This window comes from Aliidiomarina quisquiliarum (assembly GCF_023922585.1).
GTDB lineage: Bacteria > Pseudomonadota > Gammaproteobacteria > Enterobacterales > Alteromonadaceae > Aliidiomarina > Aliidiomarina quisquiliarum.
This window is the reverse complement of the sequence record NZ_JAMFTN010000053.1, coordinates 1-26341: the sequence shown is the minus strand read 5'-3', so window position 1 is coordinate 26341 and position 26341 is coordinate 1. Positions and strand designations below refer to the sequence as shown.

Below are 26341 nucleotides of genomic sequence, written 5' to 3'. Positions count from 1 at the left end.
ATAAATGACTGACCAACGTAATAAGAAGCCGTTATATATTCATTATGCTGGCCCAACATTGCTTGAAACACCGCTGCTTAATAAAAGCAGCGCCTTTAGCCCCACCGAGCGCAAAGAGTTCAACTTAACCGGCTTAATTCCGCCACGCTATGAAACAATTCAAGAGCAGGTTAGCCGCGCTTACTTGCAATATAAAACCTTTGCTGAGCCAATTAACCAACATATTTATTTGCGGGCAATTCAAGACAACAACGAAACTATGTTCTATCGCTTAGTAAAAGAACATATTGAAGAAATGATGCCAGTGATTTACACCCCTACAGTGGGTGACGCCTGTGAGCAGTTTTCAGATATTTATCGTAGCGCCCGTGGTTTGTTTATTTCTTATGAAGACCAAGACAATATTGATGACATTTTACGCAACGCTACCAAGCGCAATGTAAAAGTTATCGTTATTACCGATGGCGAGCGTATTCTAGGCCTTGGCGACCAAGGTATTGGCGGCATGGGCATTCCAATTGGTAAGCTTTCCTTATATACCGTGTGTGGTGGTATCAGCCCTGCTTACACTCTGCCCATTATGATTGACGTAGGCACTAATAACGAAAAGTTGTTAAATGACCCTATGTATATGGGCGCTCGGCACAAGCGCATTACTGGCGAGAAATATGACCACTTTCTTGATGTAGTGATGCAAGGCATTCAACGTCGTTGGCCCGGTGTTTTAGTTCAATTTGAAGACTTTGCTCAGCAAAACGCAATGCCCTTACTAAAGCGTTACCAAGACCAAATATGTTGTTTCAATGACGATATACAAGGTACCGCAGCAGTTACCTCTGGAACTTTATTGGCCGCCTGTAAAGCTAAAGGCGAATCGATAACCGAACAGCGCGTTGTGTTTGTGGGCTCTGGCTCGGCTGGCTGTGGTATTGCCGAACAAATTATTGCCCACATGTGCAAAGAAGGCTTAACCCGCGAGCAAGCTCAAGCACAAATATTTATGGTGGACCGTTTTGGTTTGTTAACCGAAAACATGCCTGACTTACGGGATTTCCAGTCTGCTTTAACACAAAGTAACGCCGCAATAAGTGACTGGAGCTACAGTGGTGAATACCCTTCCTTACTCGATGTAATGAACTGCGCTAAGCCAACGGTACTTATTGGTGTTTCAGGCCAGCCAGGGCTGTTCACTGAACAGGTAATTCGTGCCATGCACCAGCATTGTCAAGCGCCTATTATATTTCCACTCAGCAATCCGTCGCGCCAAGTAGAAGCGCACCCTCGAGACGTGCTGCGTTGGACCGATGGCCAAGCTATTATGGCTACCGGTAGCCCTTTTGACACGGTGAATGTAAACGGCGTTGATTACCCAATAGCTCAATGCAACAACAGCTATATTTTTCCAGGCATTGGCTTAGGGGTGTTAGCAGTTAGGTCTCGCCGAGTGACAGAAGAAATGATGATTGTAGCTAGTGAAACTTTAGCGGCTATGTCGCCGCGGGTAATGGGCACAGGCGCCAGCTTGTTACCACCACTAACGGGTATTGAAGCCCTGTCCCGTGAAATTGCCTTTGCTGTAGGTAAAGTTGCTCAAGAGCAAGGGCATGCCCTGGATATTGAAGATTCGTTGTTACGTAAACGGATCAACGATATGTTTTGGCACCCCGAGTATCGTGAGTACCGCCGAGTCAGCCTGTAGCACTGATAATACATGAGTTGAAAGCCGAGATGCTAACGCATTTCGGCTTTTTATTAGCTACCAAAAATTCGCTTCCACCATGGTTTTGCCCGCTCTTCTGGTTCGTCTTGCGGCTTTTCAATTAGCTCAACCAAGCGGCCTTCGCAATCAACCCCTTGTTCTGGCGCCAAGCCCACCATAGGCAAGCGCAATGTGCCGTTACAGTTCGCACTAACAACTATTCCTGTGCTAGCACTTATGTTTGTCCAGTACATTTCCGCTGGTAATAGTGGCGAACGAGCAGCAACACCTGCTCGCTGCCAATATTCACCTGCCAATGGCAACGCACCACGGCTGCCGGTTAAGCCAACAGGCTGGTTGTCGTCGTGCCCTATCCAGCTAGTAAGTACATAGTTGGCGTCATAGGAAACAAACCAACTGTCACGTAAATCATTAGTAGAGCCTGTTTTACCCGCCAAGCCTGGGCCTAAGTGTGCCAACCCCTTTGCTGTACCTACGTTAACCGCACCTTCTAAAGCAAAGCTAGTCAACCAGGCTGCTTGTGGCGTAAATACTGGCTGTACAGCCGGTTTATGTTCATATAAAAGCTCGCCACGGTGGGTTGTTATTGCCGCTACAGCATATAAGCTTTTTGCTTCACCCTGGGCAGCTAATGCACCGTAAATAGTTGCTACGTCCATTAAAGTCATGTCAACGGCGCCTAGAAATAACGACGGCCAAGCATGTATGAAGCTTGTAATACCACTTTGCTGCAAGCGATTACGCACTACCGTTGGGCTAAGCTCCATACCCAACCGCACCATAGGCACGTTGTACGAATTTATAACGCTGTCGTATAGGGTAACTGGCCCGCGATATTTACGATCAAAGTTACTTGGCGACCAGTCTTCGCCGTATTTGTCTTTCACTACCGTTGGGCTGTCGTCGAGCATGGTGGCTAAAGTAAATTGCTCCGTATGCTCAAGCGCCATGGCGTACACCCAAGGTTTTATAATTGAGCCTATTGGGCGTCGAGCAGCCAAGGCACGATTAAAGCCACCAGCCACCTGGTTTTTACCCCCCACTAAGGCACGCACGGCACCTGAGCGATGCTCGGTTAACAACATGGCACGTTCGATATCAGCTAAGCCTTTGGCACTTTCAGAATCGCGTGCTGCAGTTTCTAACCACCGTTGTTGTTCGGGGTCAAAGGTAGTGAACACTCGCAAACCTGTTTCTTGCCAGCTCCGCCCAGGCAATATTTGACGCACCTCTTTTTCCACTAAATCGATAAAGTCCGGCCTGTTGAACTGCACCAAGCGCTTATCGGCTCGAGTTCGCATAGTTGTGTCTAGTGCGGCTAAATATTGTGTTTGTGAAATCAAGTCTTGCTCGAACATAAGCCTGAGAACTACGTCGCGACGCTCTTGCGAGCGCTCAGGGTTGCGCCGCGGTTCATAAATCGAAGGTCCTTTAATCATGCCTACAATGGTGGCTATTTCTGCCACATTTAAGTCTTCAACGAATTTACCAAAATAAAACTGACTAGCCAGTGCTACCCCATGAATGGCATGACCACGATCTTGGCCAAAATAAACTTCGTTAAAGTAAGCTTCAAGTATTTCGTCTTTTGCAAAGCGGTAATCGAGAATAAGCGCCATAATGGCCTCATTCACTTTGCGCACATAGGTTTGTGCATGGGTTAAATACATGTTCTTCACCAGCTGCTGGGTAATAGTGCTGCCCCCCTGCACTGTGCGCCCGGCCATAATATTTGCTAACGCCGCTCGTGCTATAGCAGCTGGCCTCACCCCATGGTGATGATAAAATTCACGGTCTTCAACCAAAATCAGGGCTTCACGCATAAGTGTTGGTACTTGCTCAAGCCCCACCAACAAACGGTCTTCACCACTGTCGGTGGCGAAGCGGCCAAGAAACTGCGGCTCTAACAGTATTGATTGTAAAGGTTGTTGGTTCGGCCAAGACTCAATGCGTTCAAGCCAGCCTTCTGTAGTAAACACTAACCGTACACGTTCAGCCGGTGCATAATGAGTAGGGAAATCGAAGGCCCGGCGATGCAGCAATAACTGCTGCTCTTGCTCTTGATACTCGCCGCTATTACGCGCATATCGGCCAACTTGATAGTCGAGGGCCTTCAGCTCTTGCACAATTCTTTGGCGGGTAATGGGTTGGTTTACTTCGATATTTAAAGCCTGACTATAAAGCAATGCTGGTGCTTGGTAACGCGAAGTACTAAAGCGATGGGTTATTTGACCGTCTAAATATATTGCATAGAACACCAGCACCACACTTGCTATAAGCGCAAGGCGAAAAAACAGCTGTAATGAAGGTAGCCAGCGCGGGCGTTGTGTTTTTTTCATAGCTTTATATTTTGCACCTGTTGGTAAGTTTTTAAATGTTCTTTGCGCAAGGTTTACGGTTTTTTATGAGCTAACGCACGCTTGGTTAAATGAGTTGCTGCTGCACTTAATGGATTTTCTGGCCATGGGTGTTTTGGATAACGACCACGCATTTCTTTGCGCACCTCCGGCCAAGCATTTTGCCAAAAGGAGGCTAAATCTGCCGTTCGATGCAACAACCTACCTGCCGGTGACAAAAGTTCAAAGGCAAGCACCAATTGGCCATTCGCTAACGTAGGAGAGCCTGGGGTGCCAAATACTTCTTGTAGCTTTAAAGCTACCCGGGGCATTTCACTCAATTCATAGTGTATTTTATGCCGACGCCCACTAGGTGCCAGCCAATGGGTTGGTAACCAATGATTGAGTTGCTGCTGATTTTCATAGCCTAAAACGCTAAGTAAGGCTTCTTTTGGCTGCCAGCGCTTTAAGTCGGCCCGTCGTTCGAACGATTCTAGCCATGGTAATGCCCAGGTTTCAATATTTGCTAATAACTGGGCAGGTTGCCAATTGCTCGCTGGTTCGTCGCGTAACAACATCAATTGCTGCATTCGTGCACAGAGCGCCTCTTCTTCTGGGCCCCAAGCAGTAGCTTGCCAGCCTTTTTTACGCAACCAGTCGGCCATAGCAAGGCCACGCTCGGCGCGCGTGGCCTGCCCTTGGGGTTGGTGCTCAGCAAGCACCAGCTTACCCCAGCGTTGCTGTTCAACCCGTTCTAAACCGCCTTGTTCACCGCGCCAGCGAGCAATAAAGTTGGTTGTGCGTAACGCTAGTTGAGTCGTTATTAACAACTCTTTTGCTAACGAGACATACGCCCACAGCTGAGCCTCGCTTTGTTGCTCAAGTAGCGATAAGTCAACCGCCACCAACCAAGCCCCTTGGCTTGCCGGCATGTCGGCACGAACCGCCAAGCCGGTTGCCAACTGCAGGCGCCTACCTTGGTGTTCCGCAACGCGGTCGGGAAAGCCATGTAACAGTAGTTCACCTAGATTCGCTATCGGGTATTGGCTATTGCTAGTAATGGCAAAATGTTTTAACCAATGTTGAAAACGTCGCTGGGTACGTGGCAGCGCTTGGTTGCCCTGCCACCGCTGTCTTAATAAATCAGTTAAATCGCCCTGTAAGTCGCCCTCTCGCTCTTCTAGGTTAGCCACTAACCACGCCGCCAATATTTGCATATACCCGCTATGGCCTTGAGCGAATTCGAGTATTGCTGCATAACGTAAGTCTGTACTCGCTTCTGCCAAACGCTTTCCTCGGGCAGTAATCACACCGTTAGCGGTAGCCTGTAATTGTTCTAATTGCTGCTCAGCAGCAGCTATTAAACTAGCAGATGGCGCGGTAAACCAAGCCAATTGTTCTGGTGTTGTGCCCCATATTTTCAGTTCCAATAATAAATTGGCCAAGTTTTCCCGCTCAACTGCAGGTACACCATAGGCGTCTAGCCTATCAGTTGTAACTTGCGGCCATAAACGAAAACAATGCCCTGCTGCTACCCGGCCTGCTCGGCCGGCGCGCTGTACTGCAGACGCTTTTGAAATCATGCGGGTTTGTAGCTTGGTAAAACCATAGCGCGGATCGTAGCTTGCTTGCCGCTCGCGACCTGAATCAACCACTACGTCTATGTCTGGAATAGTTAAGCTAGTTTCGGCTACGTTGGTAGCAAGCACTAACTTCAAGCCGCTTGCTAAGGGTGTTAACACCTGCTGCTGGGCCTCAATACTAAGCCCGCCGTAAAGCGGCATAACAGTTACACCGGGGCCGCGGGAGGAGAAGTATTGTAGTAGCTGCCGAATTTCACGTTGGCCAGGTAAAAAAACAAGTACCCCCTGGTTAGCCAGCGCAATGGCTTCTTCAATAACCAGAGGTAAGTGTGCTTGCCAGTCGTGGAGGCTTTTTGGTGGCCGATAGTGCACATCAATGGGGTACTGTCGCCCCGCACTAGCAATAAACTTAGTTGCAATTAAGTGGCTTTGCAGCCAGTCGGTAATGAATTGGCCCGGTAGGGTTGCCGACATAATCATTAAACGTAAATCGTCTCGCAGTGGCAATATGTCTAAACAAAGCGCGAGACCAAGATCAGAGTGTAAATTACGTTCATGAAACTCATCGAAAATAACCAAGCCGACGCCTGTTAACTCTGGATCAGCTTGAATCATGCGGGTGAAAATACCTTCTGTAACCACCAACAGCTGAGTAGTTGCTGAAGCGCTACGATGATTACGAATGTGAAAGCCAACGCGCTGGCCTGGTTTTTCGCCAAGTTGGGCTGCTATGAATTGGGCCACGTTTACAGCTGCTACACGGCGTGGCTGTACCAATATAACACGCCCATTCCAGCCATTAAACTGTTCAAGTAGCCAACGGGGTAACACCGTCGACTTCCCCGCACCTGGCGGCGCTTCCAAAACCACGTGGTGGGTTGCAAGCGAACTTGCAACCTCTTCTAAAACCTCGTGAACTGGAAAGTTAGGCGTTAAGGAGTGTGGCGATGGTTCTAACACCTGTTCCGGTTGCTCCTGCAGCAAAAAAACCATTTGCTTGACCATGATAAGCAGCTGCTAAGTCAAAATGTAGCCAGCCTGCACCGTTATTCGGGGCAAAGCGCAATAAGAAACCAGCAGCATTACTTGCTCCACCAGTTCCGCCACCTTTTTGTGGGCGGCTATTGGCAGTGTCGGCAAAAGGTGATGGGCACTGAAACTGGTGCCAAGGTGCTAACGGTAAGCGCCATAAGTTTTCATTCACACTACTGGCAGCACTAAGAGCTTCTTGTGCATAGCTGTCGTCGACGCTAAACAACGCGTTGTATTCTTTGCCTACCGCCACTTGAGCTGCACCGGTTAAGGTTGCGGCGTCAATAATTCGCTTGCCGCCTAATTCGCCAGCACGCAATAAACCGTCGGCTAGCACAATACGGCCTTCCGCGTCGGTATTTACAATTTCAACGGTTTGGCCGTCTTTGTAGGTAATAATGTCGCCGTTTTTGTAGGCGCTGCCGTCGATCATGTTTTCTGCACAGCACAACACCAGCTTCACACGCTTATTTAACCCTTGGCGCATGGCTAATAATAAAGCACCTGACACCGTAGCCGCACCGCCCATATCGCATTTCATGCTCACCATGCCTTCGCTACTTTTAATACTATAACCACCCGTGTCGAAGGTAATACCTTTGCCTACTAGCACAAAGTCGACCTCGGCTTTGTCATTCCCGGTAGGGTTGTAGTCGAGCTCGAGCATAACTGGCGGGTGCTGGCTGGCACGACCTACGGTATATAAACCAAAGCGTTTTTCAGCAAGCAGTTCTGGCCCTATGACCATACGATGGCTAACCGCTTTGCCACCTACTTTGGTTAACTCTTTAGCAACCCGTTCGCACAGCACTTCCGGATAAATTTCTGAAGGGGGCAAATTAATAATTTCACGCACCCATGCATAGGTTTCATGCATGGCCTTAAGTGCTTCGGCTGGTTCGCCGGTATAGGTTACTTTGTTTTTATTCAGCGTGTCGGTAAAGCCAATGGCAAATGCCCATTGTGCTTCTTGGCTCCAGTCTGAACCTACAAGCTCTGCATTTTCAATGCCTATTTGATCAAGCTTTCGGCCTGCTTGCTGAATAATTCGAAGCGTTTCGGTCTCACTTTTACCGGCAACAGCTATGGCATAACCTTCTGCTGTTGCAAATACCATACTATTCTTACGTACTCCGGCTGGTAACTCATTCTGTGTTAAATGAATTTGCACTGAACTGGACATAACATACCTCACCACGTAGTTTACTCGCTGCACTATTTTAGTGCTGGAAAGCGACTGATTGCTTAATTACAGCCTCTTACTGTAACGAGAAACCTACTAGATATGCAATTTGAACCCACATTAAATTCTGCCGTTCTTATTCGGCGCTACAAACGTTTCCTGGCCGATGTGGTTTTACCCTGTGGTGAAGAAGTAACCATACACTGCCCTAACACGGGCGCCATGACCGGCTGCGCAGAGCCCGGTAGTACAGTTTGGTTTAGTGTTAGCGATAATCCCAAACGGAAATATTCTCGTACATGGGAGCTAACCCACACCACCAACGATGAATGGATATGCGTGAACACGCATCGTGCCAATACTTTGGTAGAAAACGCTTTACGCTCACAACCACCTAAGCACTTAGCCGCCTACACAGAAATAAAACGTGAAGTGCGCTATGGCGAGAAAAGCCGAATAGACTTTCTGCTAAAAGCTTGCGCTGCACCCGACTGTTATGTGGAAGTAAAGTCGGTTACTTTGCACCATGCCAATGGCCTAGGATATTTCCCCGACACCACGTCGGAACGAGCGTCACGACAACTACAAGAGCTAACTCATTTAACCCAAAACCAGCCAAATTCAAGCGCTGTTATTATTTATGCGGTGTTGCATTCAGCAATATCGAAGGTAAAAGCAGCAAAACAGATCGATCCAACGTATAATGCTGCGCTCGAACAAGCCAAGGCGGCCGGACTAGTGGTTCTAGAAGCCCACTTTAACGTGACTGCAGCAAGCATAACCTTTACACACTGGCGCACTTGAATTCAATAAAAGCGCCCCCATGAATGGGTTTGCTACAAAATTGCACGGTTATTTTTATTCTGTTATACATACCCAACTTTGTTTGGGAATACGACGACCAACTCCCGGAGGAGTGTAGATATGGCGGAAGTAAAGGGAAAAAAAGTACACGGAGTTCTTGCCCTAGCAGGTTTAGAATCTTACGTTGAGAAAGCTGGCGAAGAATATATGAGCGAAGAACAGCGCGCTCACTTCAAACGTATTCTAGAAGCTTGGCGTGCACAGCTTCGCGAAGAAGTTGACCGCACCGTTGGCAACCTAAAAGAAGAAGCGGTGAATTACGCCGACCCTGTGGATCGCGCAGCGCAAGAAGAGGAATTTGCGATTGAACTGAGAACCCGTGACCGCGAGCGAAAGCTAATCAAGAAAATTGAAAAAACATTGGAGCTTATAGAGCACAATGATTTTGGTTTTTGTGACTCGTGCGGTATTGAAATAGGCATTCGACGTTTAGAAGCAAGGCCAACTGCCGAGCTTTGTATAGACTGCAAAAGCCTAGCTGAAATTCGCGAAAAACAAATGCGTGGCTCGTAGCTGTCGGTATAAATAGGATGGCAGAGCTCGCATTAGCGGGCTCTTTGGACAATATTGTTTTTACCCTACCGAATTAGGGCGAAGGTGATATATTACCGCTTAACACCCTATTTTGTATCTTTGGTTAACGCTAGGCCCTGCATCAGGAGCCTGCAACCATTCCGATAAAGGACGCTCGCTATTATCAAGCACCTGGTAAACATGGCACGGAACGTAATGCCCAGTAAATCGAAACAAACAAAGGCAGCCGTAGCTGTGAATATAATCCCACGCAACCAACATCCTATTTCTCGTAGTGATATTTCAGAGAATGCAATAAAAGTTTTATATCGCTTACACAAAGGCGGCTTCGAAGCTTACCTCGTAGGTGGCTGTGTACGTGATTTATTACTAGGTGTTGCCCCTAAAGACTTCGACGTAGTAACCAACGCAACCCCAGAGCAGGTACGCCAGCTATTTCGTAACTGCCGCTTAATTGGCCGCCGCTTCCGCTTGGCGCATATTATTTTTGGCCGCGACATTATAGAAGTAGCAACTTTCCGCGGCCATCATTCCGACGAAGAAAAAGAAGTTGGTAAAATTGCCCGCACTAGTGATGAAGGCATGATTTTACGGGACAACGTTTACGGCACCATAGAAGAAGACGCCCACCGCCGCGACTTCACGGTAAATGCCTTGTACTACAACATTGCCGACTTTGCTATTTACGACTTTGTTGGTGGTATGGCTGACCTTGAAGACGGTACGCTAAAATTAATTGGCGAGCCGGAAGAACGATATCGTGAAGACCCTGTACGCATGCTACGTGCTGCACGCTTTGCTACCAAGTTGGGCCTACGCATAGACGATTCGTGTCGCACCATTATTCCAGCCTTAGCTCACTTACTTGACGACATACCGGCAGCACGTTTATTTGAAGAGTTTTTAAAACTGTTTATAGGCGGCAAGGCTGTTGCTAATTTTGAAGTACTTAACGACCTTGGCTTAATGGCTCCGCTGTTCCCCGTTTTAAAAGTTCCTTTTAAAGACCCTGCAAGTATTGAATACCAAATGGTGTACCAGGCTTTTATTGACACCGACTCACGCTTGCATGAGAACAAGTCGGTAAACCCTGGCTATTTATTTGCTGCCATATTGTGGTATCCAATGATTGCCCGCGCTAGTGAAATTAGCCAAGAGGCAAGCTTTTCGGAATACGACGCGTATCAGATGGCGTCTGCCGATATTATAGCCTTGCAAGTGCGCAGTATTTCCTTACCCAAGCGCTTTAGTATTCCTATGCGCGACATTTGGATTTTGCAACTACGACTAATGCAAACCACACCGCGTAAAGCAGTACGCTTGCTAACCCATCCTAAGTTTCGTGCAGGCTACGACTTTTTGCTACTTCGTGCCAAAGTAGAAAACGACAAGCGGTTGAGAAGCCTAGCCGAGTTCTGGACACAGCTACAAATTGATAACCCTGGTTTAACCGCAGGAGCCACAAAAGCCCCAACCAAACGCCACCGACCTCGCACACGGTGTCGGCCAGCGAGAAAATAGTGGTGCAGCCATTATGATTGAATGTGTTATTGGTTTGGGGGCTAACCTAAATAATCCTCAGCAACAGCTGTTGGACGCTGCCCAACATTTATTGGGCGAGGCGAACATCACGCAGTTCCAGCTGTCGTCCTTGTATAGCAGTACGCCTATGGGGCCTCAAGATCAGCCCGACTATGTAAATGGGGTGGCAATATTCCACACTACGCTTACACCGCACGCATTACTTGACCTATTACAACATATTGAACAGCTTCACGGCCGGGTGCGCAGCCAACATTGGGGCCCGCGCACTTTAGATCTCGATTTATTGTTTTATGGTAACAAAAACATTAACGATGCTCGCCTAACCGTGCCACACCCAGGCATTTTAGAACGTGAGTTTGTTATTGTGCCGCTTGCTGAGTTACGCCCAAATTATATTTTGCCAAACAATAAATCTGCATTAAGCCATGCAAACACCCTTAATTTAAGGGAATTACAGCTGATTCACCCAGGCCTGCCGATAAACTGACTTTTAACCCTGTGCTGCAGCGGTTACAATAGACTATTATTTATTTCAAATTAGGTATGTGTCCTTATGAGCAAAGTTCGTATTTCACATCTTCTGAAAATGAAGCAAGCCGGCGAAAAACTAACTGCTGTCACTGCATATGACGCAAGCTTTAGTAAGCTTTTTCATGAAAATGGTGTCGAAGTTATGCTTATTGGTGACTCTCTCGGCATGGTTTTACACGGTGCCGACACCACTTTGGGCGTGTCTATTGACGATATAGCCTACCATACGCATGCGGTTCGTAACGGTGCCAAAGACGCCTTTGTTATCGCTGACATGCCTTTTATGAGTTACCCAGACCCAGACACAGCAGGCTTCAATGCCGCCGAGCTAATGCGCGCTGGTGCCAACATGGTTAAAATGGAAGGTGGTGAATGGTTAGTGGACACTGTTCAGCACTTAACTCGCCAAGGCATTCCTGTGTGTGCTCATTTGGGCTTATTACCTCAGCAGGTTCATGTTATTGGTGGTTACCGAGTACAGGGTAAAGATCCAGAGCAAGCAGACAAACTCATTAACGAAGGGCTGCAGTTACAAGCTGCTGGTGCTCAGTTATTAGTAGTTGAGTGCATTCCTTCCAGCTTAGGCAAACGTTTTAGTGAAGCTCTCGATATTCCTGTGATAGGTATTGGTGCTGGTCCTGACACAGACGGCCAAATACTTGTTATGCATGATATGTTAGGCATGAATGCCGAGTACTTACCAAAGTTTACCCGCAACTTTTTAATTGGCAACGACTGTTTAGCCGAGGCCGTACAAAGCTATGTTGCAGCAGTAAAAAACGGGAGCTTTCCTGGCCCCGAGCATAGCTTTAGCTAAGGACCTGTCATGCAACAAATAGATACAATTGCCGCCCTGCGAGCACAGCGTGCATTATGGCGACAAAAAAATGAGTCACTTGCTTTCGTACCAACCATGGGCAACTTACACGACGGTCATTTGGCCTTGGTTGAACAAGCTAAGACTCATGCTGAACGAGTGCTGGTTTCTATTTTCGTTAACCCTTTGCAATTTGGTGCCAATGAAGACTTAGACCGCTACCCGCGAACCTTACAAGCCGATTTAGAGAAGCTAAAAGGGTTGGGCGTAGACGCAGTATTCACACCAGCGGTCAGTGAAGTTTATCCTCGTGGGCTTGAAGCTCAAACTGTAGTGTCTGTACCTGGCCTTTCTTCAATTCTTTGTGGGGCCAAGCGGCCAGGGCATTTTGAAGGTGTAACCACCGTGGTTTCCAAATTGTTCAACATGGTGCAGCCTGATGCCGCACTTTTTGGAAAAAAAGATTACCAACAGTTACAAGTAATTCGTTTTATGGCTCACGACTTATGTATGCCCATTAAAATTATTGGCGTAGAAACACAGCGCGAAAAAAGTGGTCTGGCATTAAGCTCAAGAAATGGTTACTTAACCGCGCAAGAGCGCCAGCAAGCGGCCATTATTTACCGGTCGTTACAAGAAATAAGCCTAGCAATTGAAAACGGCGAAAGTATTACTGTGGCCACAGAAAAGGCACTAGCTGAATGGTACCATGCTGGGCTAACGCCCGACTACTTAGAAGTTAAGCGGCTAAGTGACCTACAAACCCCGACAGAAAAAGATCACGACCTAATTGTGCTAGCTGCCGCATATATTGGCACAACACGCCTCATCGATAATTTGTCAGCAACCCGTAAATAACCGAACCTCAGCCAGGGGCGCCTTGTCGCAGTAGCGAAAGGGGTTGTTCCTGTGCTAAAGTTCTTGGCTCGCAAAAGCGGAGAAGTTACCTTGACCATGCCTAAACAGCCGGCAGAAGCCACCGTTGAGTCTTTGCATCGCATATTTACCGTTCCTGAAGCACCCGACTCAACCCTTGGCCGCATTGAACGGCATTTATCAGAAAACCTTGAAGGTTTTCTGAGCAACCATATTGTGGCAAAAGAAAAGCCGCTACAAGAAATTGAGCGAGACTTTGCCGCCAGTAGTATTCCTGAACAACCGGAATTCGTGTCTGATCACACCGAAGTACTGCTAAACAAGCTAGTAGCTCATTCAGTGCATACGGCGTCGCCTCGGTTTATTGGTCATATGACCTCGGCATTGCCTTATTTTTTATTGCCGCTAGCTAAACTTATGGTTGGCCTCAATCAAAATCTAGTTAAAATTGAAACCTCTAAAGCATTCACTCCGCTTGAGCGGCAAGTACTAGGTATGTTGCACCACCTAGTTTACGAGGAAAGTGAACACTTTTATACCACTTGGATGCACAGCGCCGAACATTCTTTAGGTGCTTTTTGCTCGGGCGGAACCGTGGCCAATATTACCGCACTATGGGTTGCTCGAAACCGTGTTTTAGCTCCCCAAGGCTCTTTTACTGGTATTACAGCTGAAGGCTTAGTTGCAGGTTTGCAACATTATGGTTATAACCGTTTAGTTATATTAGTGTCAGAACGGGCCCATTATTCGCTTTCAAAAGCCGCCGACTTACTCGGTATTGGGCGCAAAAACTTAATAGCTATTGCTACTGACGAAAACAACCGTATTAAAATTGAAGCTCTACGCACCGCCTGTGCAAACGTTACTAACAGTGGCGGTAAAGTTATGGCTATTATAGGCATTGCGGGCACTACTGAAACGGGCCATATCGACCCTATCAATGCTATGGCAGACATAGCTGCCGAATACGATACTCATTTTCATGTAGACGCCGCTTGGGGCGGCGCAACCTTGCTGTCAAAGCAGTATCGCCACCTCATGCACGGTATTAATCGTGCTGACAGTGTTACCATTGATGCCCATAAACAAATGTATGTGCCTATGGGCGCCGGCATGGTGTTATTTAAAAGCCCCCATTTAGCCGACTCTATTGAATACCATGCTGAATATGTTATTCGGCGCGGCTCAAAAGACTTAGGTAGCCATACGCTAGAAGGCTCGCGCCCCGGCATGGCTATGTTAGTTTATTCCGCCTTGCATGTTATTGGCCGCCAGGGTTTTGAATTACTAATCAATAAAAGCATTAAAAAAGCTGAATACTTCGCCGGGGTAATTGAAGAACAAAACGACTTTGAAGTAATTACCTACCCTGAATTGTGCTTACTTACCTACCGTTTTATACCGGCGGCATTAAAAGCCCCATTAAAAAGCGCCTCGGTAGAGCAAGTACAAGCCATAACCCCCTTGCTGAACTCGCTCATTCGCTTTATTCAAAAAAGCCAACGTGAATCGGGTAAATCGTTTGTCTCACGAACTAAACTTACTCCTAGTCAATATCACCATGAGGCAACCGTAGTATTTCGCACTGTATTAGCCAACCCGCTTACCACAGAAGAAATGCTGCATGACATTATTATTGAGCAACGCGAAATAGCCGCACAAGCACCCCGTTTGCAAGCGGAAATAATGGCCAAGGCCCATTCTGTCGGGCTGTTATGAATAAGTTATAACGAGCCCTTTGCTGTTAAGTTCGCACGCAGCTGCCACAGTGCTTGCTGCGCTGCTTGGTATTTACGTTCAAAGGGCGTAATGGGGTCGATATTACTTGCTAACTGTTGGCACTGAGACTCTATGCCATATAATTCTAATGCGGTGGCAAACTCATCTATGTAAATCTGCCAATTACTGCGCACCGTTAATTCACCACCAAGCTGTACTAGCGACGGCAATACTGGACTGCCATGCCAGCGGCGCCCTACATGCTTTTGTTTTGGCCACGGGTTCGGGTATAACAAAAAGTGTTGATCAAGCTGCCAACTAGCCTCTGCTGCCAAACGCCAAAAGTCATTCAGATCGGCACGTAATAATAAATACGGTGCGCCTGCTGCCTTGCCTTGGTGTTGCAAATTACGCTGCAAACGGTGGGCCGACTTATCGACACCAATAACTAGCGCATCGGGAAAGCGGCTTGCAAGCACGGCGGTACTTTCCCCAACCCCACAGCATGAGTCGAGCACCAGTGGCCCACGCCAATGCGCAACTTGCTCAGCAACGGCGTCGAAAGCTTCTTGGCTGTGTTTTGCCACCGGCTTTAAAAAACGGTGTTGCTGGTAACGCCGCACTAAAGCCGGCAAGTCGTCATGGACGCCGTCTTGATTACTGGTAACTGCTCGTGCTTCATACTGCATTAAGTACGAATTCCTGTACCACGCTTTAGTAACATCCAAGCTAGTGTTAAGAAAGCCACATTAAAGGCAACAAGAACCATAATAGCAATGCTTGGCGCCACATCTGACACCCCAATAAAACCGGCTCTAAAACCATTCACCATATAAATAATTGGGTTTATTTTCGACACCGACTGCCAAAATTCAGGCAGTAACGTAATCGAGTAAAATACCCCACCTAAATAGGTAAGTGGCGTTAAAATAAAAGTGGGGATAATTGAAATGTCGTCAAACGACTTTGCAAAAATAGCGTTTAACAGCCCCGCCAGGGAAAACAAGGTGGCTGTTAGCAGTACGGTAACAATAATCATGCTATAGCTTTGAATGTTTAACGGCACAAAAAAGCTCGACACTAAGCTAACAATAATGGCAACTAAAGTTGCTCGTGCCACTCCGCCACCCACATAGCCCAAAATTATGGTTAAGTTAGACACTGGTGCAACGAGCATTTCTTCAATATTACGCTGAAACTTAGCGCTAAAAAACGATGACGCAACGTTCGAATAGGAGTTTGTAATAACCGACATCATAATCAGGCCAGGTACAATAAACTCCATATACGACACTCCGCCCATTTCACCTATTCGTTCACCAATTAAATTGCCAAAAATAACAAAATAAAGTGTCATGGTAATCGCTGGGGGTACTAACGTTTGAATCCAAATTCGTAGAAACCTAGTACATTCTTTAATCCAAATGGTTTTTAGTGCATTAAAGTGAATTAAATTTACCATTTTATGCGGTTTCCTCTGTCATTCTGCCCTGCTCTACTAAATGCACAAATAATTCTTCTAGCCGGTTGGCTTTATTGCGCATGGAAAGCACCTTATGCCCCTGCTCGGTTAGTTCTGTAAACACCTTATTCAATCCTTCTTCCTTGAGCACATCAACCTCGATGGTATGGTCATCGAGCTGACGCATTACTACGCTGGTTAGGTTTATAGGCCCTTCAATGGGCGCCATATCTAATACAAAGGTTTCCACGTTCAATTTACTCAACAACGACTTCATTGAGGTATTTTCAATAATTTCACCTTTATCGATAATACCGATATTGCGGCACAGCATTTCAGCTTCTTCAAGATAGTGCGTAGTTAAAATAATAGTGACACCTTCTCGATTAATTTTCTTTAGGAATTCCCACATGCTGCGGCGTAGCTCAATATCTACCCCTGCGGTCGGTTCATCAAGAATAAGCAAACGTGGCTCGTGCAATAACGCCCGCGCAATAAGTAACCGACGCTTCATACCACCCGATAAAGTGCGAGCGCGATCATTACGCTTGTCCCACAAACCCAGTTGGGTGAGGTATTTTTCAGCGCGCTCTTTGGCTATGCTACGCTTTACCCCGTAGTAACCCGCTTGGTTAACAACAATTTGCAGAACCGTTTCAAACTGGTTGAAGTTGAACTCTTGTGGAACTAGGCCCAACTGTTTTTTCACATCGGAAATTTGGGTGTCTAGGTCGTAGCCAAATACTTTAACCGAGCCTGAACTTTTATTAATCAACGAGGCAATAATACCAATTGTGGTCGACTTTCCCGCCCCATTTGGTCCTAGCAAGGCGTAGAAGTCACCTTCTTTTACTTTAAGGTCTACTCCTTTCAGTGCTTCCATGCCACCTTTATAGGTTTTGCGTAACCCCGTTATTTCAAGTGCACAATTCATGTACTACAACTCCTTACCTATTTGCGGCTGAGCTAGTGTGTAGCCCCAGCGGCCTATTAATGATTGGTCTAAATCTAAATGGTCAAGAATTCGAGCCACCACAAAGTTAATTAAATCGTCAATGCTTTGTGGTTGGTGATAGAACCCAGGCGACGCAGGCATAATAGTGGCTCCCATTTGCGCCAATTTGAGCATATGTTCTAAGTGAATCGCATGTAGAGGCATTTCACGAGGGACTAAAATAAGTTGGCCACGCTCTTTCAATACCACGTCTGCAGCTCGTTCTATAAGGTTGTCACTTGCACCTGTAGCCACTGCGCTTAGGGTGCCAGTAGAGCACGGGCAAATAACCATACGTTTAGGCGCTGCAGAACCCGAAGCCACCGGTGAAAACCATTCTTGTTTACCAAATACTTGTATTTGTTCTTCAGCAACTTCAACCCCTTGCTGTTGCAGTCGCGTGCGTAAAAATTCTGCGGCGCGCTCTGTGCCACTGGGAATTTGAATATTCTCTTCCGTGGCAAACACTACTTTGGCAGCACTTGATATTAGCACCATAACTTGCTGCTTTTGCGCTACTAGGCATTCTAATAGCCGCAGGGCATAGGGTGCACCTGAAGCACCTGTAATGGCTAAGGTAATGCGCGCGTCGTTCCGTTTCATGCTTGTTCCTCTCGCGCTTTTAACGCTTTAAGTAATAGCTGGTGAATACCCCCAAAGCTACCATTGCTCATAATTACCCAATGCCCTGGCTGTTGTTCTGCTACTAAAATTTGCTCCACCAGCGCACCCACTGAATCAGCAATGGCCCACTTTTCGAGCTGGTTGGCTTCGTCGGCTAAAGACCAACCTGCTTCGCTAGGCTGTAGCCCATACACTTTATCCGCCAAGGCAAAAGCTGGCGCTAGCTTGCCTTGGTGTACACCTGCGCGCATGGTGTTTGAGCGTGGTTCAAAGATAGCCACTATACGCTCATTTGCACCAACCTTGGCCCTAAGACCCTGTAATGTTGTTTCAATAGCAGTAGGGTGATGAGCAAAGTCGTCGTACACCTGTATATTGGCATGAACACCAATGGTTTCCATGCGGCGGGCGGGAGCGGTAAAGCTGCCTAAAGCCGCACAGGCTGTATCTGCTGCAACACCTGCCTGATACGCTGCGGCTATTGCCATAAGGCCGTTACTAACGTTGTGTGTGCCTAACAGGCCCCATACAACCTGCCCACAAGGTACGTTTTTAAAACATACGGTGAAAGCAGAGCCATCAGCTGCTACATCGGTAACCGACCAAGCGTTCACATCATTAATATATTCTACTGGCGACCAGCAGCCGCGCTTAAGTATTGCGGCAATTGCCGGCTCATGCTGCGGCACAATAACACACCCCGATTGGGGCACTAACCGCAAGCCATGCGAAAATTGTGTTTGTATTGCGGCCAAGTCGGCAAATATATCTGCATGGTCATATTCAAGATTATTAATTACAAAAACATTGGGAAAGTAATGTACAAATTTCGAGCGCTTGTCAAAGAAAGCCGTGTCGTATTCATCGGCTTCAATAACAAAGTACTTACTGTCGGTAAGGCGGGCTGTTTGTTCAAAAGGTTTTACTACCCCACCCACTAAAAAACTTGGCTGCAAGCCCGCTTGTTCAAGAATACACACCAGCATACTTGCGGTTGTAGTTTTGCCATGAGTACCTGCTACTGCCAGAACCTTTTTATGCCGCAACACATTGTCGCCCAACCACTGAGGCCCTGACTGAAAGGCTAAACCCTGTTCCAGCACATATTCAACCAATGGATGCCCACGACTCATGGCATTACCTATGATAACTAAGTCTGGTGCTGGCATAAATTGTTCAGTGCTCAAGCTAGAGGTAAGTTCTATGCCCAGTTTTTCCAATTGGGTGCTCATAGGCGGGTATACGTTTTGGTCCCAACCAGTAACGCGATAACCTAAATCACGCGCTAAAGAAGCAAGCCCGCCCATGAACGTACCGCAAATACCGAGTATATGAATGTGCTTGGTCAAAGCCATTGCCCCTGCTATAAATAGAATAAGTCATTGTAACACTGCAAGAAGCACGATTCATCCGCACAAAGTGTTACTTTAGTAGGGCTTTTTTAAAGCAAATCCGTTACACTATCGGGCGTTTTTCAACGCATATTATTAGTTAACGCGAGGCTCACTATGCAACGTTTAATTCCGGTACTGAATAGCGACCACGTGCCGCTCCATCTCATATCCGTAATTAATACCCTTCTGACGGCTGCAAAAGAGATATCTCACCGCTTGCACCAAGGAAGCTTAGCCGGCACATTGGGCTCGACCCTTGACGAAAACATTCAGGGTGAAACCCAAAAAAAACTTGATGTGGTGTCAAACCAGCTAATTAAACACATGCTACTTGAAACCAATTTAGTTCATGCGGTTGCCTCTGAAGAAGAAGACTTCGTCGTTATGGGCAATCCCGATGCGCGCTATTTAGTTGCCTTCGACCCATTAGACGGCAGTTCAAATATTGATATTAACTCGTCGGTTGGTACTATTTTTAGTATTTTGGAAAAACCAAAACATGCAGCTGAAGGAAAAGAGCTTTTTCTCCAAACCGGTGACGAACAAATAGCTGCTGGGTACATCCTATATGGCCCGTCAACCATGTTAGTACTTACTACCGGACAAGGTGTACGCGGTTATACCCTCGACCACCGCGTTGGTGAGTTTTTACTAACGGTTGAAAAACTAACAATTCCAGAAGAAACGCAAGAGTTTGCCATTAACATGTCCAATCAGCGCTTCTGGGCGGCACCTATGCAAGCTTATATTGAAGACGTTTTAAAAGGCACCGAAGGCGTACGCAAGAAGAATTTTAACATGCGCTGGAATGCCGCTATGGTTTCCGACGTTCACCGCGTTCTTACGCGAAGCGGTATTTTTGCCTACCCTGCCGATTGCCGAAATGAAAAAGAGCCATGCAAACTACGCTTGCTCTACGAAGCCAATCCAATGAGCTTTTTAGTTGAACAAGCAGGCGGCCGAGCGTCAACTGGCTATGAACGAATTATGTCGCTTCAACCCACCGACATTCACCAGCGCGTTTCTGTCATTATGGGCTCGCGCAAAGAAGTGAACACTTGTCTTGATTACTACAAAAACATTAAATGTGCGCGATTAGACGGCTAGCTTTAAGCACAACTTTATTATTCTTACTTTTTGGAAAAGGAAATTATTATGAGTTTGAGTGACGTACCCGCAGGCAAAAACCTTCCTGAAGAAATTAACGTCATTATCGAGATCCCAGCTAACGCTGATCCGATTAAATACGAAGTCGACAAAGACACAGGTACCGTTTGGGTTGACCGTTTTATGTCGACCCCTATGTTCTATCCGTGCAACTACGGTTTCGTGAATCAAACTCTTTCATTAGACGGCGATCCGGTAGACGTTTTAGTGCCGACACCTTACCCACTGGCACCAGGAACTGTAATTACTTGTCGCCCAGTAGGCGTACTAAACATGACTGACGAGTCAGGTGAAGATGCAAAAATATTTGCCGTGCCAATAAGCAAACTCACTCAAGAGTACGACCACATCAAAGATGTAAACGATATTCCAGAGTTGCTAAAAGCACAGATTGTACACTTCTTTGAACGCTACAAAGACCTTGAAAAAGGCAAATGGGTAAAAATTAATGGTTGGGCTGACGCTGCAGCTGCGAAAGCCGAAATAGTTTCATCATTCGATCGCGCAGAATAAAGCTTATAAGTTGATAGGCTTCGGCTTTTGCCGAAGCCTACTTTGTAATTTAACTACAATAAGGCCCATTTTTTAGTAACGCTTTTAACTCTGCAAGTGGTAACGGCTTAGCAAATAAAAAGCCTTGCGCTTCTACAACCGACAACCCTCGAAAGTATTCTAGTTGTTCTTTTGTTTCTATACCCTCTGCAATGGTAATAAGGCCTAACCGCTGCCCCATACGAGTAATCGTTTCAATAATAATTGCTCCGCTTTCTGTTACTGAGTTCTTAACAAAGTCGCGATCTATTTTCAGTTTATTAATAGGTAAGCTTTGGACATAATTCAACGATGAAAACCCTACGCCAAAATCATCTATTGCTATGCCAATACCTTGCCGCTGCAGTGTGTTTAAAATCTCTATTACCGTGGTGGGATCATCCATCACAATTGATTCGGTAATTTCTAACTCAAGCCGTTCGCTCGGTAAATGATATTGCTTTAAAACTCGTGCCACTTGCCTAGGAAAGTCTACATTTCTAAATTGCGGTATCGACACATTCACGGCCATTCGTACTTTTTCCCCGCATAGCTCGCTTAAGCTTTGCAAAGTTCGACACGCTTCTTCGAGTACCCAAGCGCCTATTTCCACAATTAAACCAGAATATTCCGCCAAAGGAATAAATTCACTCGGTGTAATAAAGCTGCCATCGTCTTGCGGCCACCTTAGTAGTGCTTCAAAGCCCACTACTCGTAATGTTGTGAGCTCAACTTGCGGTTGATACCAAACCTGTAGTTTGTTAGCTCGAAAGTCGTTTCTTAACCGCCGTACTAAGTCTAATCGGCGAGCGGTTTCTGCTTCCATGCTGGGGTGAAAATAAGCATAGCCGGTTAATTTATGCTGTTTCGCGGCTTTTAAGGCTAAATAGCACTGTTTGAGAATATCTAACCCTGATTTAGCATTATAGCGTTGGGTAAGGCCTGCCATCATCAGCACTGGAATACGATCATCTTCAACCTTATAGGGCTCTCGACATATGCCGGAAATTCTTTCCGGGGTAAGTTCATCTCGTGAACCAATTAGCCCAAAAACATCCGCGCCAATACGCGCTACGGTTACTTCAGCTGAAAAACAAGCTCTAAAACGCTCGCCAATTTTATTTAGTAGCTGGTTACCAATATCTTGGCCTAATGTTTCATTCACATCGCTAAAGTGACTTACATCACAAATAGCGAATATTTTGTCTTCATTAGCGTCAAAACTTAACTGGAGCAAACGGCTGAATTCAGTCCTATTTGGTAAGCCTGTTAGCACGTCGCGATATGCCGCTGTTCGTAGTTCTTCAAATAAACTTACGTTTTCAAAGCCAATAGCGATATTAGCTAAGAAAATCTCTAACATTTGTTGATCAAACTCCTCCAGTAATCGACTTGTATCCAAATAGGCTACGGCTTCAATATCTTTACTACCGATGTAATACACATGAGCATCGGGTAACAGTAAATGAACTTTTTGTTGTTGGCATGCATTAATAGCCTGTTCTACCCGCTCGTTATTAATGCTAGCTAAAGGTTGTTGAATAGAATGAGCGTAATCACCTGCCGCACCCAGCACTAGCATGCTTTCTGCATTGCGATTATGACTACCAACACATAATAGTCCTTCCGGCTTCATGCCCAACAACGAAGCTAATTGAGTAACAACTCCCTCAGAAAAGGTTACTAAAGAATTACGTTCCATTAGGTTAGCGGCAGCGCCTATTATTTTTTCTAACCCAAGCCGATTTTGTTCTATGGTACAAATTTGTTGATAGGAGCGAAGAGCCGTAACCACTGTGGTTAGCAGTTTATTTCGGGTAAATTCAGACTTCGTGGTGTAATCATTGATATCGTAATTAGTAATTACATGTTCTTCTGGCGCATAACCTGGCTGGCCTGTACGGAGTACAATACGAATTTTTTCGTTGTAAAGCACCTTTCGTATGGTTTTCACTGCACGCAGCCCTGCATCTTCAGACTCCATCACCACATCAAGCAGTACCACTGCTATATCTTGTTCTTGGCGTAGTGTTTCTATTGTTTCTTTGGCGCTATAGGTACTTAAAAACTCAATTCCACGACCTTCAATAACAATATCGGCAAGAGTAAGTTTAGTAACCGCATGTACTTCATGATCATCATCGGCTATAAGCACACGCCAAGGGCGCTTCTTATTCAAGGCTGAAGCACTAGAGCTTCCTTGTAATGTAGGTATGCCTACATTAGTACTGCGCGAATACATACCGCACTCCTTAGCCAATTATTCAATTCAATTTTATTACACCACTATGCACCAGTGTAGCTAATTAAATCTATTTAAGTATAGCTGGTAAATATTTCCAGCCATTGGCCGATAGTATTAGTTAGGGGCAATACTAATGACAAGGGGCTAGCGATGCGTAGTGCTCGCCATACACAACATATTATCACGCCATGCCGATCTCGTAGCCGGCTTATGCAAAGTTTAGAAGAGCTCGGGTTACAATTACCTTCGGCTGGATTACCTGGCATTGTAGGCCTAGAGCATAGGGCGCAAGAGCGGCAGCAAGTGTTACATGCGCGCCATCAGGCTAATATAGAGCGCATAGTGCAACTTACTTTAGACCGAAGTGATAGGATCACCTCTATTACTCAGCCTGAAGCAGACTGGCTTGAGCGCTTTCTAGAATTAGCAGAAAAAAGTTCAAATAGCCGTATGCAAGAGCTCTGGTCTCGAGTGCTGCTTATGGAAAGCCAAACACCAGGTAGTTTTTCAGTGCGTGCTTTAAAGGTTTTAGCCGAGTTAACACCTTACGAAGCAGTGATATTCAGGAAGGCCAAAGCTTTTACCGCCTATGAAAAACGTTTAGCACGACACAAAATTATTATTGGTTACCAGCAACGACCACGCTTTATGAAGCTGCTATTGAACCCGCTGACACAGCAGGTAAATCTTTCTAAGTGCGGACTTAATTACCCAGACATACTAAGTTTGGTCGATCTCGGCCTACTGCATGCAGATATGATAGAAACAGGGGTTTTACAGCCAAAAAAAGGAATTCCGCTTACATTATCTAATGAACGGGTACTTTTAACCCCCTTAGTTAATGATTTAGTAATAACTTATTTTCGTTATACACCCATAGGTGAAGAGTTATGCCGGTTAATCAGCGCAACCTTTAATGATATGTATTGGGATGAGCTGGAGCAGACCTTCGCTGGGAAGTTTCTGCTCCATAAAGAGGTAATTTAAAAGTGCAAAGACAAGTTTACGAACGGCCCTTTTACTTCAAAATCGGAATATAAACCTGTAGCGTTATCTAATTTAATACTAAAAGTACGATAACCAACTGAAAGCACACCATCTAGTACTAAGGTGTCTAAAAACTCATAGCGCAATGAAGCTTCCATGTCGTATGAATCATGATCGCCTAGAGAAACTGGATGCCCTTGTGCTCGTATAGATAAGCCTGTTAATGGTAGCCCCGCAGTTAAGCGCAAGTAGCCCATAGGAATAGTTTCATCTATGTCACGCCTTAACTTTGTTCCATCAATATTTAACAACATGTCGCCATTGAACTTCTTAGCAGAAACACCGAAGTAGAACTCGATTAAGCTATTGTCAAATAGGCGATAATAAAGGGTTAGAGTATCGTGCCCTAAATCCCAGTCTGTAATTAAGCTTGCTGCTGCCCCGCCCACAGGCGCTGGATATACCGTATTACCAAAAGTGTAATCTTGTATATGTGGCAAGGTACCCGTGCTTTTTAAAAGCTGGCGCTCTACCATTACGTTTGGAATAAATGGTAAAAAATGATTGAAACTTAAACTTAAGCGGGTCGCACCCTCATCTTTCCAAGACCAGTTGTCATTCGTTAACGATGAACCAAAACTGCCGCTATTTTTTGCCTGCCAGTATTGCACTTCACCGTGAACCCCGAACAACAAGTCTGCATGGCTAGAAAAACTACTTGCTGCCAAAATACCAAGAGTTACCGCACCAATTACTAGTTTGTTATTTTTCATGGCGAATCCCTTATTCAATGTATGTGGTTAATTGTACTACATGAATAAGACTTTCGCTTAAGCTTTCATAACTGATTAATGATTATGATGGCTGTGATTTTGCACTAAAGACTGCACAGGCACTGGTACCACTACTGTTGAACCATCACTAAAAATTAATGTTAGGTCATACACATCACCTGTAACAAGTGGCTGTTTTAGGTTCATTAGCATCACATGATAACCACCTGGCTGCAGCCGCACATGCGCTTGCGCCGGTACCATTAAGGCTTCAATCTGCTCCATTCGCATTTGCTCACCTTCAATAACATGCTGATGTATTTCAACATCTTCAGCGACCGATATACTGCCCCCAATTAGAAACATATCAAACTCGGTGTTGTTGCGCAGCTTTCCAAACCCAGCCCCATGAGGTTGCCCTGGAATTGTCTCGCGCAGCCACAAACCTTCAACTTCTATATCAGCTGCAAATATTGGCGAAACAAAAAAACTCAGTATTAGTGCAGTTAACATTAATTTACGCATATTGTTTCAATGTCCTTGTTTTCGAGGACATTACAATAACTAATTTCACGCAGTAATGGTACGCTTTACCAACCAAATTATGAGCAAACAGGCTAAAACAATCGGCAACCAAGCACCTAAGGTAGCAAAGGCAATAACACCAAGCGCCACTAAACCCGCCATAAACACACTACCTAGTACCACAAACGCAATTCCATAAACAATGGCGGCAATTAATAACAACACGCCAACCGAAACAACAACACCAAACAAGCCCGCAATTATTGCTGGGGCAAAATAAATACCTGCTAATACTAGAAAAACAATACAAAGCGCTCTCATGCTTGTAACCTCACTGATGGACATTTAGCTTTAACCTTAGTGGTAAAAGCCATATTAATTTACGTATACATCAATAATATTCAATACCTGTGCCAACCCTGCAAAAACTATATTTATCAATACTATATAAATACGATGGTAATTAAAATTATTCTTATTAGTGCTTTTAACCAACTATTAGTGCTTTTTATCAGGCATTGCTACAGCCCAAATCGTGACCGCCGTAGGTAAGGCACTGCCTTACGCCGAGCCTTAGGTGAACGTTACGTAATGGAATGGCATCGGGTATGGTCACGTGTTACGGCAGGCCATGCCTGCCCTACGGGTATCATGGAACCAACACCGCCGTACGTGAAGGCACTGCCTTACGCCGCGCCTTTGGTGGATGTTACGTTATGGAATATTGCAGCAGGCCATGCCTGCCCTACGGGTATCATGGAACCAACACAGCCGTAGGTAAGGCACCGCCTTACGCCGCACCATTGGTGAACGATAGGCCATGCGATGGTTTGGGTGGGTGGTCACGTTTTACGGCAGGCCATGCCTCTATTCGTCAGGCGGTGCCTGACCTACCCTGG

The 26341-nt window shown here is 45.9% G+C and carries 24 protein-coding genes; 12 read left to right on the top strand and 12 right to left on the bottom strand.

Translation table 11 applies throughout. The annotated features are described in order from the left end of the window. The first annotated feature begins 4 nt into the window (after nt 1-4). A complete protein-coding gene (locus tag M1L23_RS14245; protein WP_252628104.1) occupies nt 5-1699 on the top strand; it encodes an NAD-dependent malic enzyme in 1695 nt (564 codons plus the stop codon). A gap of 53 nt (nt 1700-1752) precedes the next feature. On the opposite strand, the gene mrcB is transcribed toward M1L23_RS14245, so the two are convergent. From mrcB to pepB, 3 genes are read right to left on the bottom strand one after another with little or no spacing between them, the layout of a single operon-like run. Continuing rightward, a complete protein-coding gene (mrcB, locus tag M1L23_RS14240; RefSeq protein WP_252628103.1) occupies nt 1753-4059 on the bottom strand; it encodes a penicillin-binding protein 1B in 2307 nt (768 codons plus the stop codon). 53 nt (nt 4060-4112) lie between these two features. Continuing rightward, entirely contained in the window at nt 4113-6599 is a 2487-nt protein-coding gene (gene hrpB / locus M1L23_RS14235; RefSeq protein WP_252628102.1) for an ATP-dependent helicase HrpB, read from the bottom strand. Further along, nucleotides 6565-7854, bottom strand: coding sequence for an aminopeptidase PepB (pepB, locus tag M1L23_RS14230; protein WP_252628101.1), 1290 nt, complete (start codon nt 7852-7854; stop codon nt 6565-6567). The genes hrpB and pepB overlap by 35 nt, the downstream gene beginning before the upstream one ends. A gap of 102 nt (nt 7855-7956) precedes the next feature. Here pepB and sfsA point away from each other — a divergent pair, with 102 nt between their 5' ends. The 7 genes from sfsA to panP all read left to right on the top strand — a co-directional run bounded on the left by sfsA (nt 7957) and on the right by panP (nt 14740). After that, on the top strand, nt 7957-8658 hold the full coding sequence (sfsA, locus tag M1L23_RS14225) for a DNA/RNA nuclease SfsA (protein WP_252628100.1): 702 nt from the start codon (nt 7957-7959) through the stop codon (nt 8656-8658). 120 nt (nt 8659-8778) lie between these two features. Continuing rightward, nucleotides 8779-9231 (top strand): RNA polymerase-binding protein DksA, encoded by a 453-nt coding sequence (dksA, locus tag M1L23_RS14220; protein ID WP_252628099.1) that lies wholly within the window; start codon nt 8779-8781, stop codon nt 9229-9231. Between the two features lie 255 nt (nt 9232-9486). Continuing rightward, the gene (pcnB, locus tag M1L23_RS14215; protein ID WP_338021860.1) at nt 9487-10773 is read left to right on the top strand and encodes a polynucleotide adenylyltransferase PcnB; all 1287 of its coding nucleotides are present in this window, start codon (nt 9487-9489) and stop codon (nt 10771-10773) included. Nucleotides 10774-10786: 13 nt separating this feature from the next. After that, nucleotides 10787-11284, top strand: coding sequence for a 2-amino-4-hydroxy-6-hydroxymethyldihydropteridine diphosphokinase (gene folK, locus M1L23_RS14210; protein ID WP_252628098.1), 498 nt, complete (start codon nt 10787-10789; stop codon nt 11282-11284). A 66-nt stretch (nt 11285-11350) separates the two neighbouring features. Continuing rightward, nucleotides 11351-12145 (top strand): 3-methyl-2-oxobutanoate hydroxymethyltransferase, encoded by a 795-nt coding sequence (panB, locus tag M1L23_RS14205; protein WP_252628097.1) that lies wholly within the window; start codon nt 11351-11353, stop codon nt 12143-12145. Nucleotides 12146-12154: 9 nt separating this feature from the next. After that, a complete protein-coding gene (panC, locus tag M1L23_RS14200) occupies nt 12155-13003 on the top strand; it encodes a pantoate--beta-alanine ligase (RefSeq protein ID WP_252628096.1) in 849 nt (282 codons plus the stop codon). A gap of 96 nt (nt 13004-13099) precedes the next feature. Beyond that, nucleotides 13100-14740 carry a pyridoxal-dependent aspartate 1-decarboxylase PanP gene (gene panP, locus M1L23_RS14195; protein ID WP_252628254.1) on the top strand — a complete coding sequence of 547 codons (1641 nt, stop codon included), beginning with the start codon at nt 13100-13102 and terminating at the stop codon, nt 14738-14740. 5 nt (nt 14741-14745) lie between these two features. Here the strand turns inward: panP and trmB are convergent, their stop codons facing one another. Genes trmB through mpl form a run of 5 tightly spaced genes read right to left on the bottom strand, consistent with a single transcriptional unit; the run spans nt 14746 to nt 19169 of the window. Further along, entirely contained in the window at nt 14746-15429 is a 684-nt protein-coding gene (trmB, locus tag M1L23_RS14190; RefSeq protein ID WP_252628095.1) for a tRNA (guanine(46)-N(7))-methyltransferase TrmB, read from the bottom strand. Continuing rightward, nucleotides 15429-16202, bottom strand: a complete 774-nt coding sequence (locus M1L23_RS14185) for an ABC transporter permease (protein WP_252628094.1) — start codon at nt 16200-16202, stop codon at nt 15429-15431. The genes trmB and M1L23_RS14185 overlap by 1 nt, the downstream gene beginning before the upstream one ends. Nucleotide 16203: 1 nt before the next feature. Beyond that, on the bottom strand, nt 16204-17136 hold the full coding sequence (locus tag M1L23_RS14180) for an ABC transporter ATP-binding protein (RefSeq protein ID WP_252628093.1): 933 nt from the start codon (nt 17134-17136) through the stop codon (nt 16204-16206). A gap of 3 nt (nt 17137-17139) precedes the next feature. Next, on the bottom strand, nt 17140-17799 hold the full coding sequence (locus tag M1L23_RS14175; protein WP_252628092.1) for a flavin prenyltransferase UbiX: 660 nt from the start codon (nt 17797-17799) through the stop codon (nt 17140-17142). Further along, a complete protein-coding gene (gene mpl / locus M1L23_RS14170; RefSeq protein WP_420840644.1) occupies nt 17796-19169 on the bottom strand; it encodes a UDP-N-acetylmuramate:L-alanyl-gamma-D-glutamyl-meso-diaminopimelate ligase in 1374 nt (457 codons plus the stop codon). The genes M1L23_RS14175 and mpl overlap by 4 nt, the downstream gene beginning before the upstream one ends. Nucleotides 19170-19328: 159 nt before the next feature. Between mpl and M1L23_RS14165 the strand changes: the two genes are divergently transcribed. Beyond that, nucleotides 19329-20321 (top strand): class 1 fructose-bisphosphatase, encoded by a 993-nt coding sequence (locus M1L23_RS14165; RefSeq protein WP_252628090.1) that lies wholly within the window; start codon nt 19329-19331, stop codon nt 20319-20321. Nucleotides 20322-20369: 48 nt separating this feature from the next. Further along, nucleotides 20370-20894 carry an inorganic diphosphatase gene (gene ppa / locus M1L23_RS14160; protein WP_252628089.1) on the top strand — a complete coding sequence of 175 codons (525 nt, stop codon included), beginning with the start codon at nt 20370-20372 and terminating at the stop codon, nt 20892-20894. Nucleotides 20895-20943: 49 nt separating this feature from the next. Here ppa and M1L23_RS14155 read toward each other — a convergent pair whose 3' ends face one another. Continuing rightward, nucleotides 20944-23154, bottom strand: a complete 2211-nt coding sequence (locus tag M1L23_RS14155; protein WP_252628088.1) for a GGDEF/EAL domain-containing response regulator — start codon at nt 23152-23154, stop codon at nt 20944-20946. A 153-nt stretch (nt 23155-23307) separates the two neighbouring features. On the opposite strand from M1L23_RS14155, the gene M1L23_RS14150 reads away from it, so the two are divergent. After that, entirely contained in the window at nt 23308-24144 is an 837-nt protein-coding gene (locus M1L23_RS14150) for a TIGR03899 family protein (RefSeq protein WP_252628087.1), read from the top strand. On the opposite strand, the gene M1L23_RS14145 is transcribed toward M1L23_RS14150, so the two are convergent. The 3 genes from M1L23_RS14145 to M1L23_RS14135 all read right to left on the bottom strand — a co-directional run bounded on the left by M1L23_RS14145 (nt 24141) and on the right by M1L23_RS14135 (nt 25763). Then, a complete protein-coding gene (locus M1L23_RS14145; RefSeq protein ID WP_252628086.1) occupies nt 24141-24917 on the bottom strand; it encodes a TIGR04219 family outer membrane beta-barrel protein in 777 nt (258 codons plus the stop codon). The genes M1L23_RS14150 and M1L23_RS14145 overlap by 4 nt on opposite strands. 75 nt (nt 24918-24992) lie before the next feature. After that, complete coding sequence (locus M1L23_RS14140; protein ID WP_252628085.1) at nt 24993-25442, bottom strand: copper chaperone PCu(A)C; 450 nt, start codon at nt 25440-25442, stop codon at nt 24993-24995. Nucleotides 25443-25487: 45 nt separating this feature from the next. Next, complete coding sequence (locus M1L23_RS14135; protein ID WP_252628084.1) at nt 25488-25763, bottom strand: hypothetical protein; 276 nt, start codon at nt 25761-25763, stop codon at nt 25488-25490. Between the two features lie 287 nt (nt 25764-26050). On the opposite strand from M1L23_RS14135, the gene M1L23_RS14130 reads away from it, so the two are divergent. After that, the coding region (locus tag M1L23_RS14130) for a hypothetical protein (RefSeq protein ID WP_252628083.1) at nt 26051-26341 on the top strand (291 nt) is incomplete at its 3' end.

Bases quoted from the DNA above. Each gene is read 5' to 3' on its own strand.
- dksA (WP_252628099.1), top strand. From the start codon at position 8,779: ATGGCGGAAGTAAAGGGAAAAAAAGTACACGGAGTTCTTGCCCTAGCA.
- M1L23_RS14165 (WP_252628090.1), top strand. From the start codon at position 19,329: ATGCAACGTTTAATTCCGGTACTGAATAGCGACCACGTGCCGCTCCAT.
- trmB (WP_252628095.1), bottom strand. From the start codon at position 15,429: ATGCAGTATGAAGCACGAGCAGTTACCAGTAATCAAGACGGCGTCCAT.
- panC (WP_252628096.1), top strand. From the start codon at position 12,155: ATGCAACAAATAGATACAATTGCCGCCCTGCGAGCACAGCGTGCATTA.
- M1L23_RS14135 (WP_252628084.1), bottom strand. From the start codon at position 25,763: ATGAGAGCGCTTTGTATTGTTTTTCTAGTATTAGCAGGTATTTATTTT.
- mrcB (WP_252628103.1), bottom strand. From the start codon at position 4,059: ATGAAAAAAACACAACGCCCGCGCTGGCTACCTTCATTACAGCTGTTT.
- pepB (WP_252628101.1), bottom strand. From the start codon at position 7,854: ATGTCCAGTTCAGTGCAAATTCATTTAACACAGAATGAGTTACCAGCC.
- M1L23_RS14150 (WP_252628087.1), top strand. From the start codon at position 23,308: ATGCGTAGTGCTCGCCATACACAACATATTATCACGCCATGCCGATCT.
- M1L23_RS14145 (WP_252628086.1), bottom strand. From the start codon at position 24,917: ATGAAAAATAACAAACTAGTAATTGGTGCGGTAACTCTTGGTATTTTG.
- folK (WP_252628098.1), top strand. From the start codon at position 10,787: ATGATTGAATGTGTTATTGGTTTGGGGGCTAACCTAAATAATCCTCAG.
- M1L23_RS14180 (WP_252628093.1), bottom strand. From the start codon at position 17,136: ATGAATTGTGCACTTGAAATAACGGGGTTACGCAAAACCTATAAAGGT.
- sfsA (WP_252628100.1), top strand. From the start codon at position 7,957: ATGCAATTTGAACCCACATTAAATTCTGCCGTTCTTATTCGGCGCTAC.
- M1L23_RS14140 (WP_252628085.1), bottom strand. From the start codon at position 25,442: ATGCGTAAATTAATGTTAACTGCACTAATACTGAGTTTTTTTGTTTCG.
- M1L23_RS14175 (WP_252628092.1), bottom strand. From the start codon at position 17,799: ATGAAACGGAACGACGCGCGCATTACCTTAGCCATTACAGGTGCTTCA.
- ppa (WP_252628089.1), top strand. From the start codon at position 20,370: ATGAGTTTGAGTGACGTACCCGCAGGCAAAAACCTTCCTGAAGAAATT.
- panP (WP_252628254.1), top strand. From the start codon at position 13,100: ATGCCTAAACAGCCGGCAGAAGCCACCGTTGAGTCTTTGCATCGCATA.
- M1L23_RS14155 (WP_252628088.1), bottom strand. From the start codon at position 23,154: ATGTATTCGCGCAGTACTAATGTAGGCATACCTACATTACAAGGAAGC.
- panB (WP_252628097.1), top strand. From the start codon at position 11,351: ATGAGCAAAGTTCGTATTTCACATCTTCTGAAAATGAAGCAAGCCGGC.
- M1L23_RS14185 (WP_252628094.1), bottom strand. From the start codon at position 16,202: ATGGTAAATTTAATTCACTTTAATGCACTAAAAACCATTTGGATTAAA.
- M1L23_RS14245 (WP_252628104.1), top strand. From the start codon at position 5: ATGACTGACCAACGTAATAAGAAGCCGTTATATATTCATTATGCTGGC.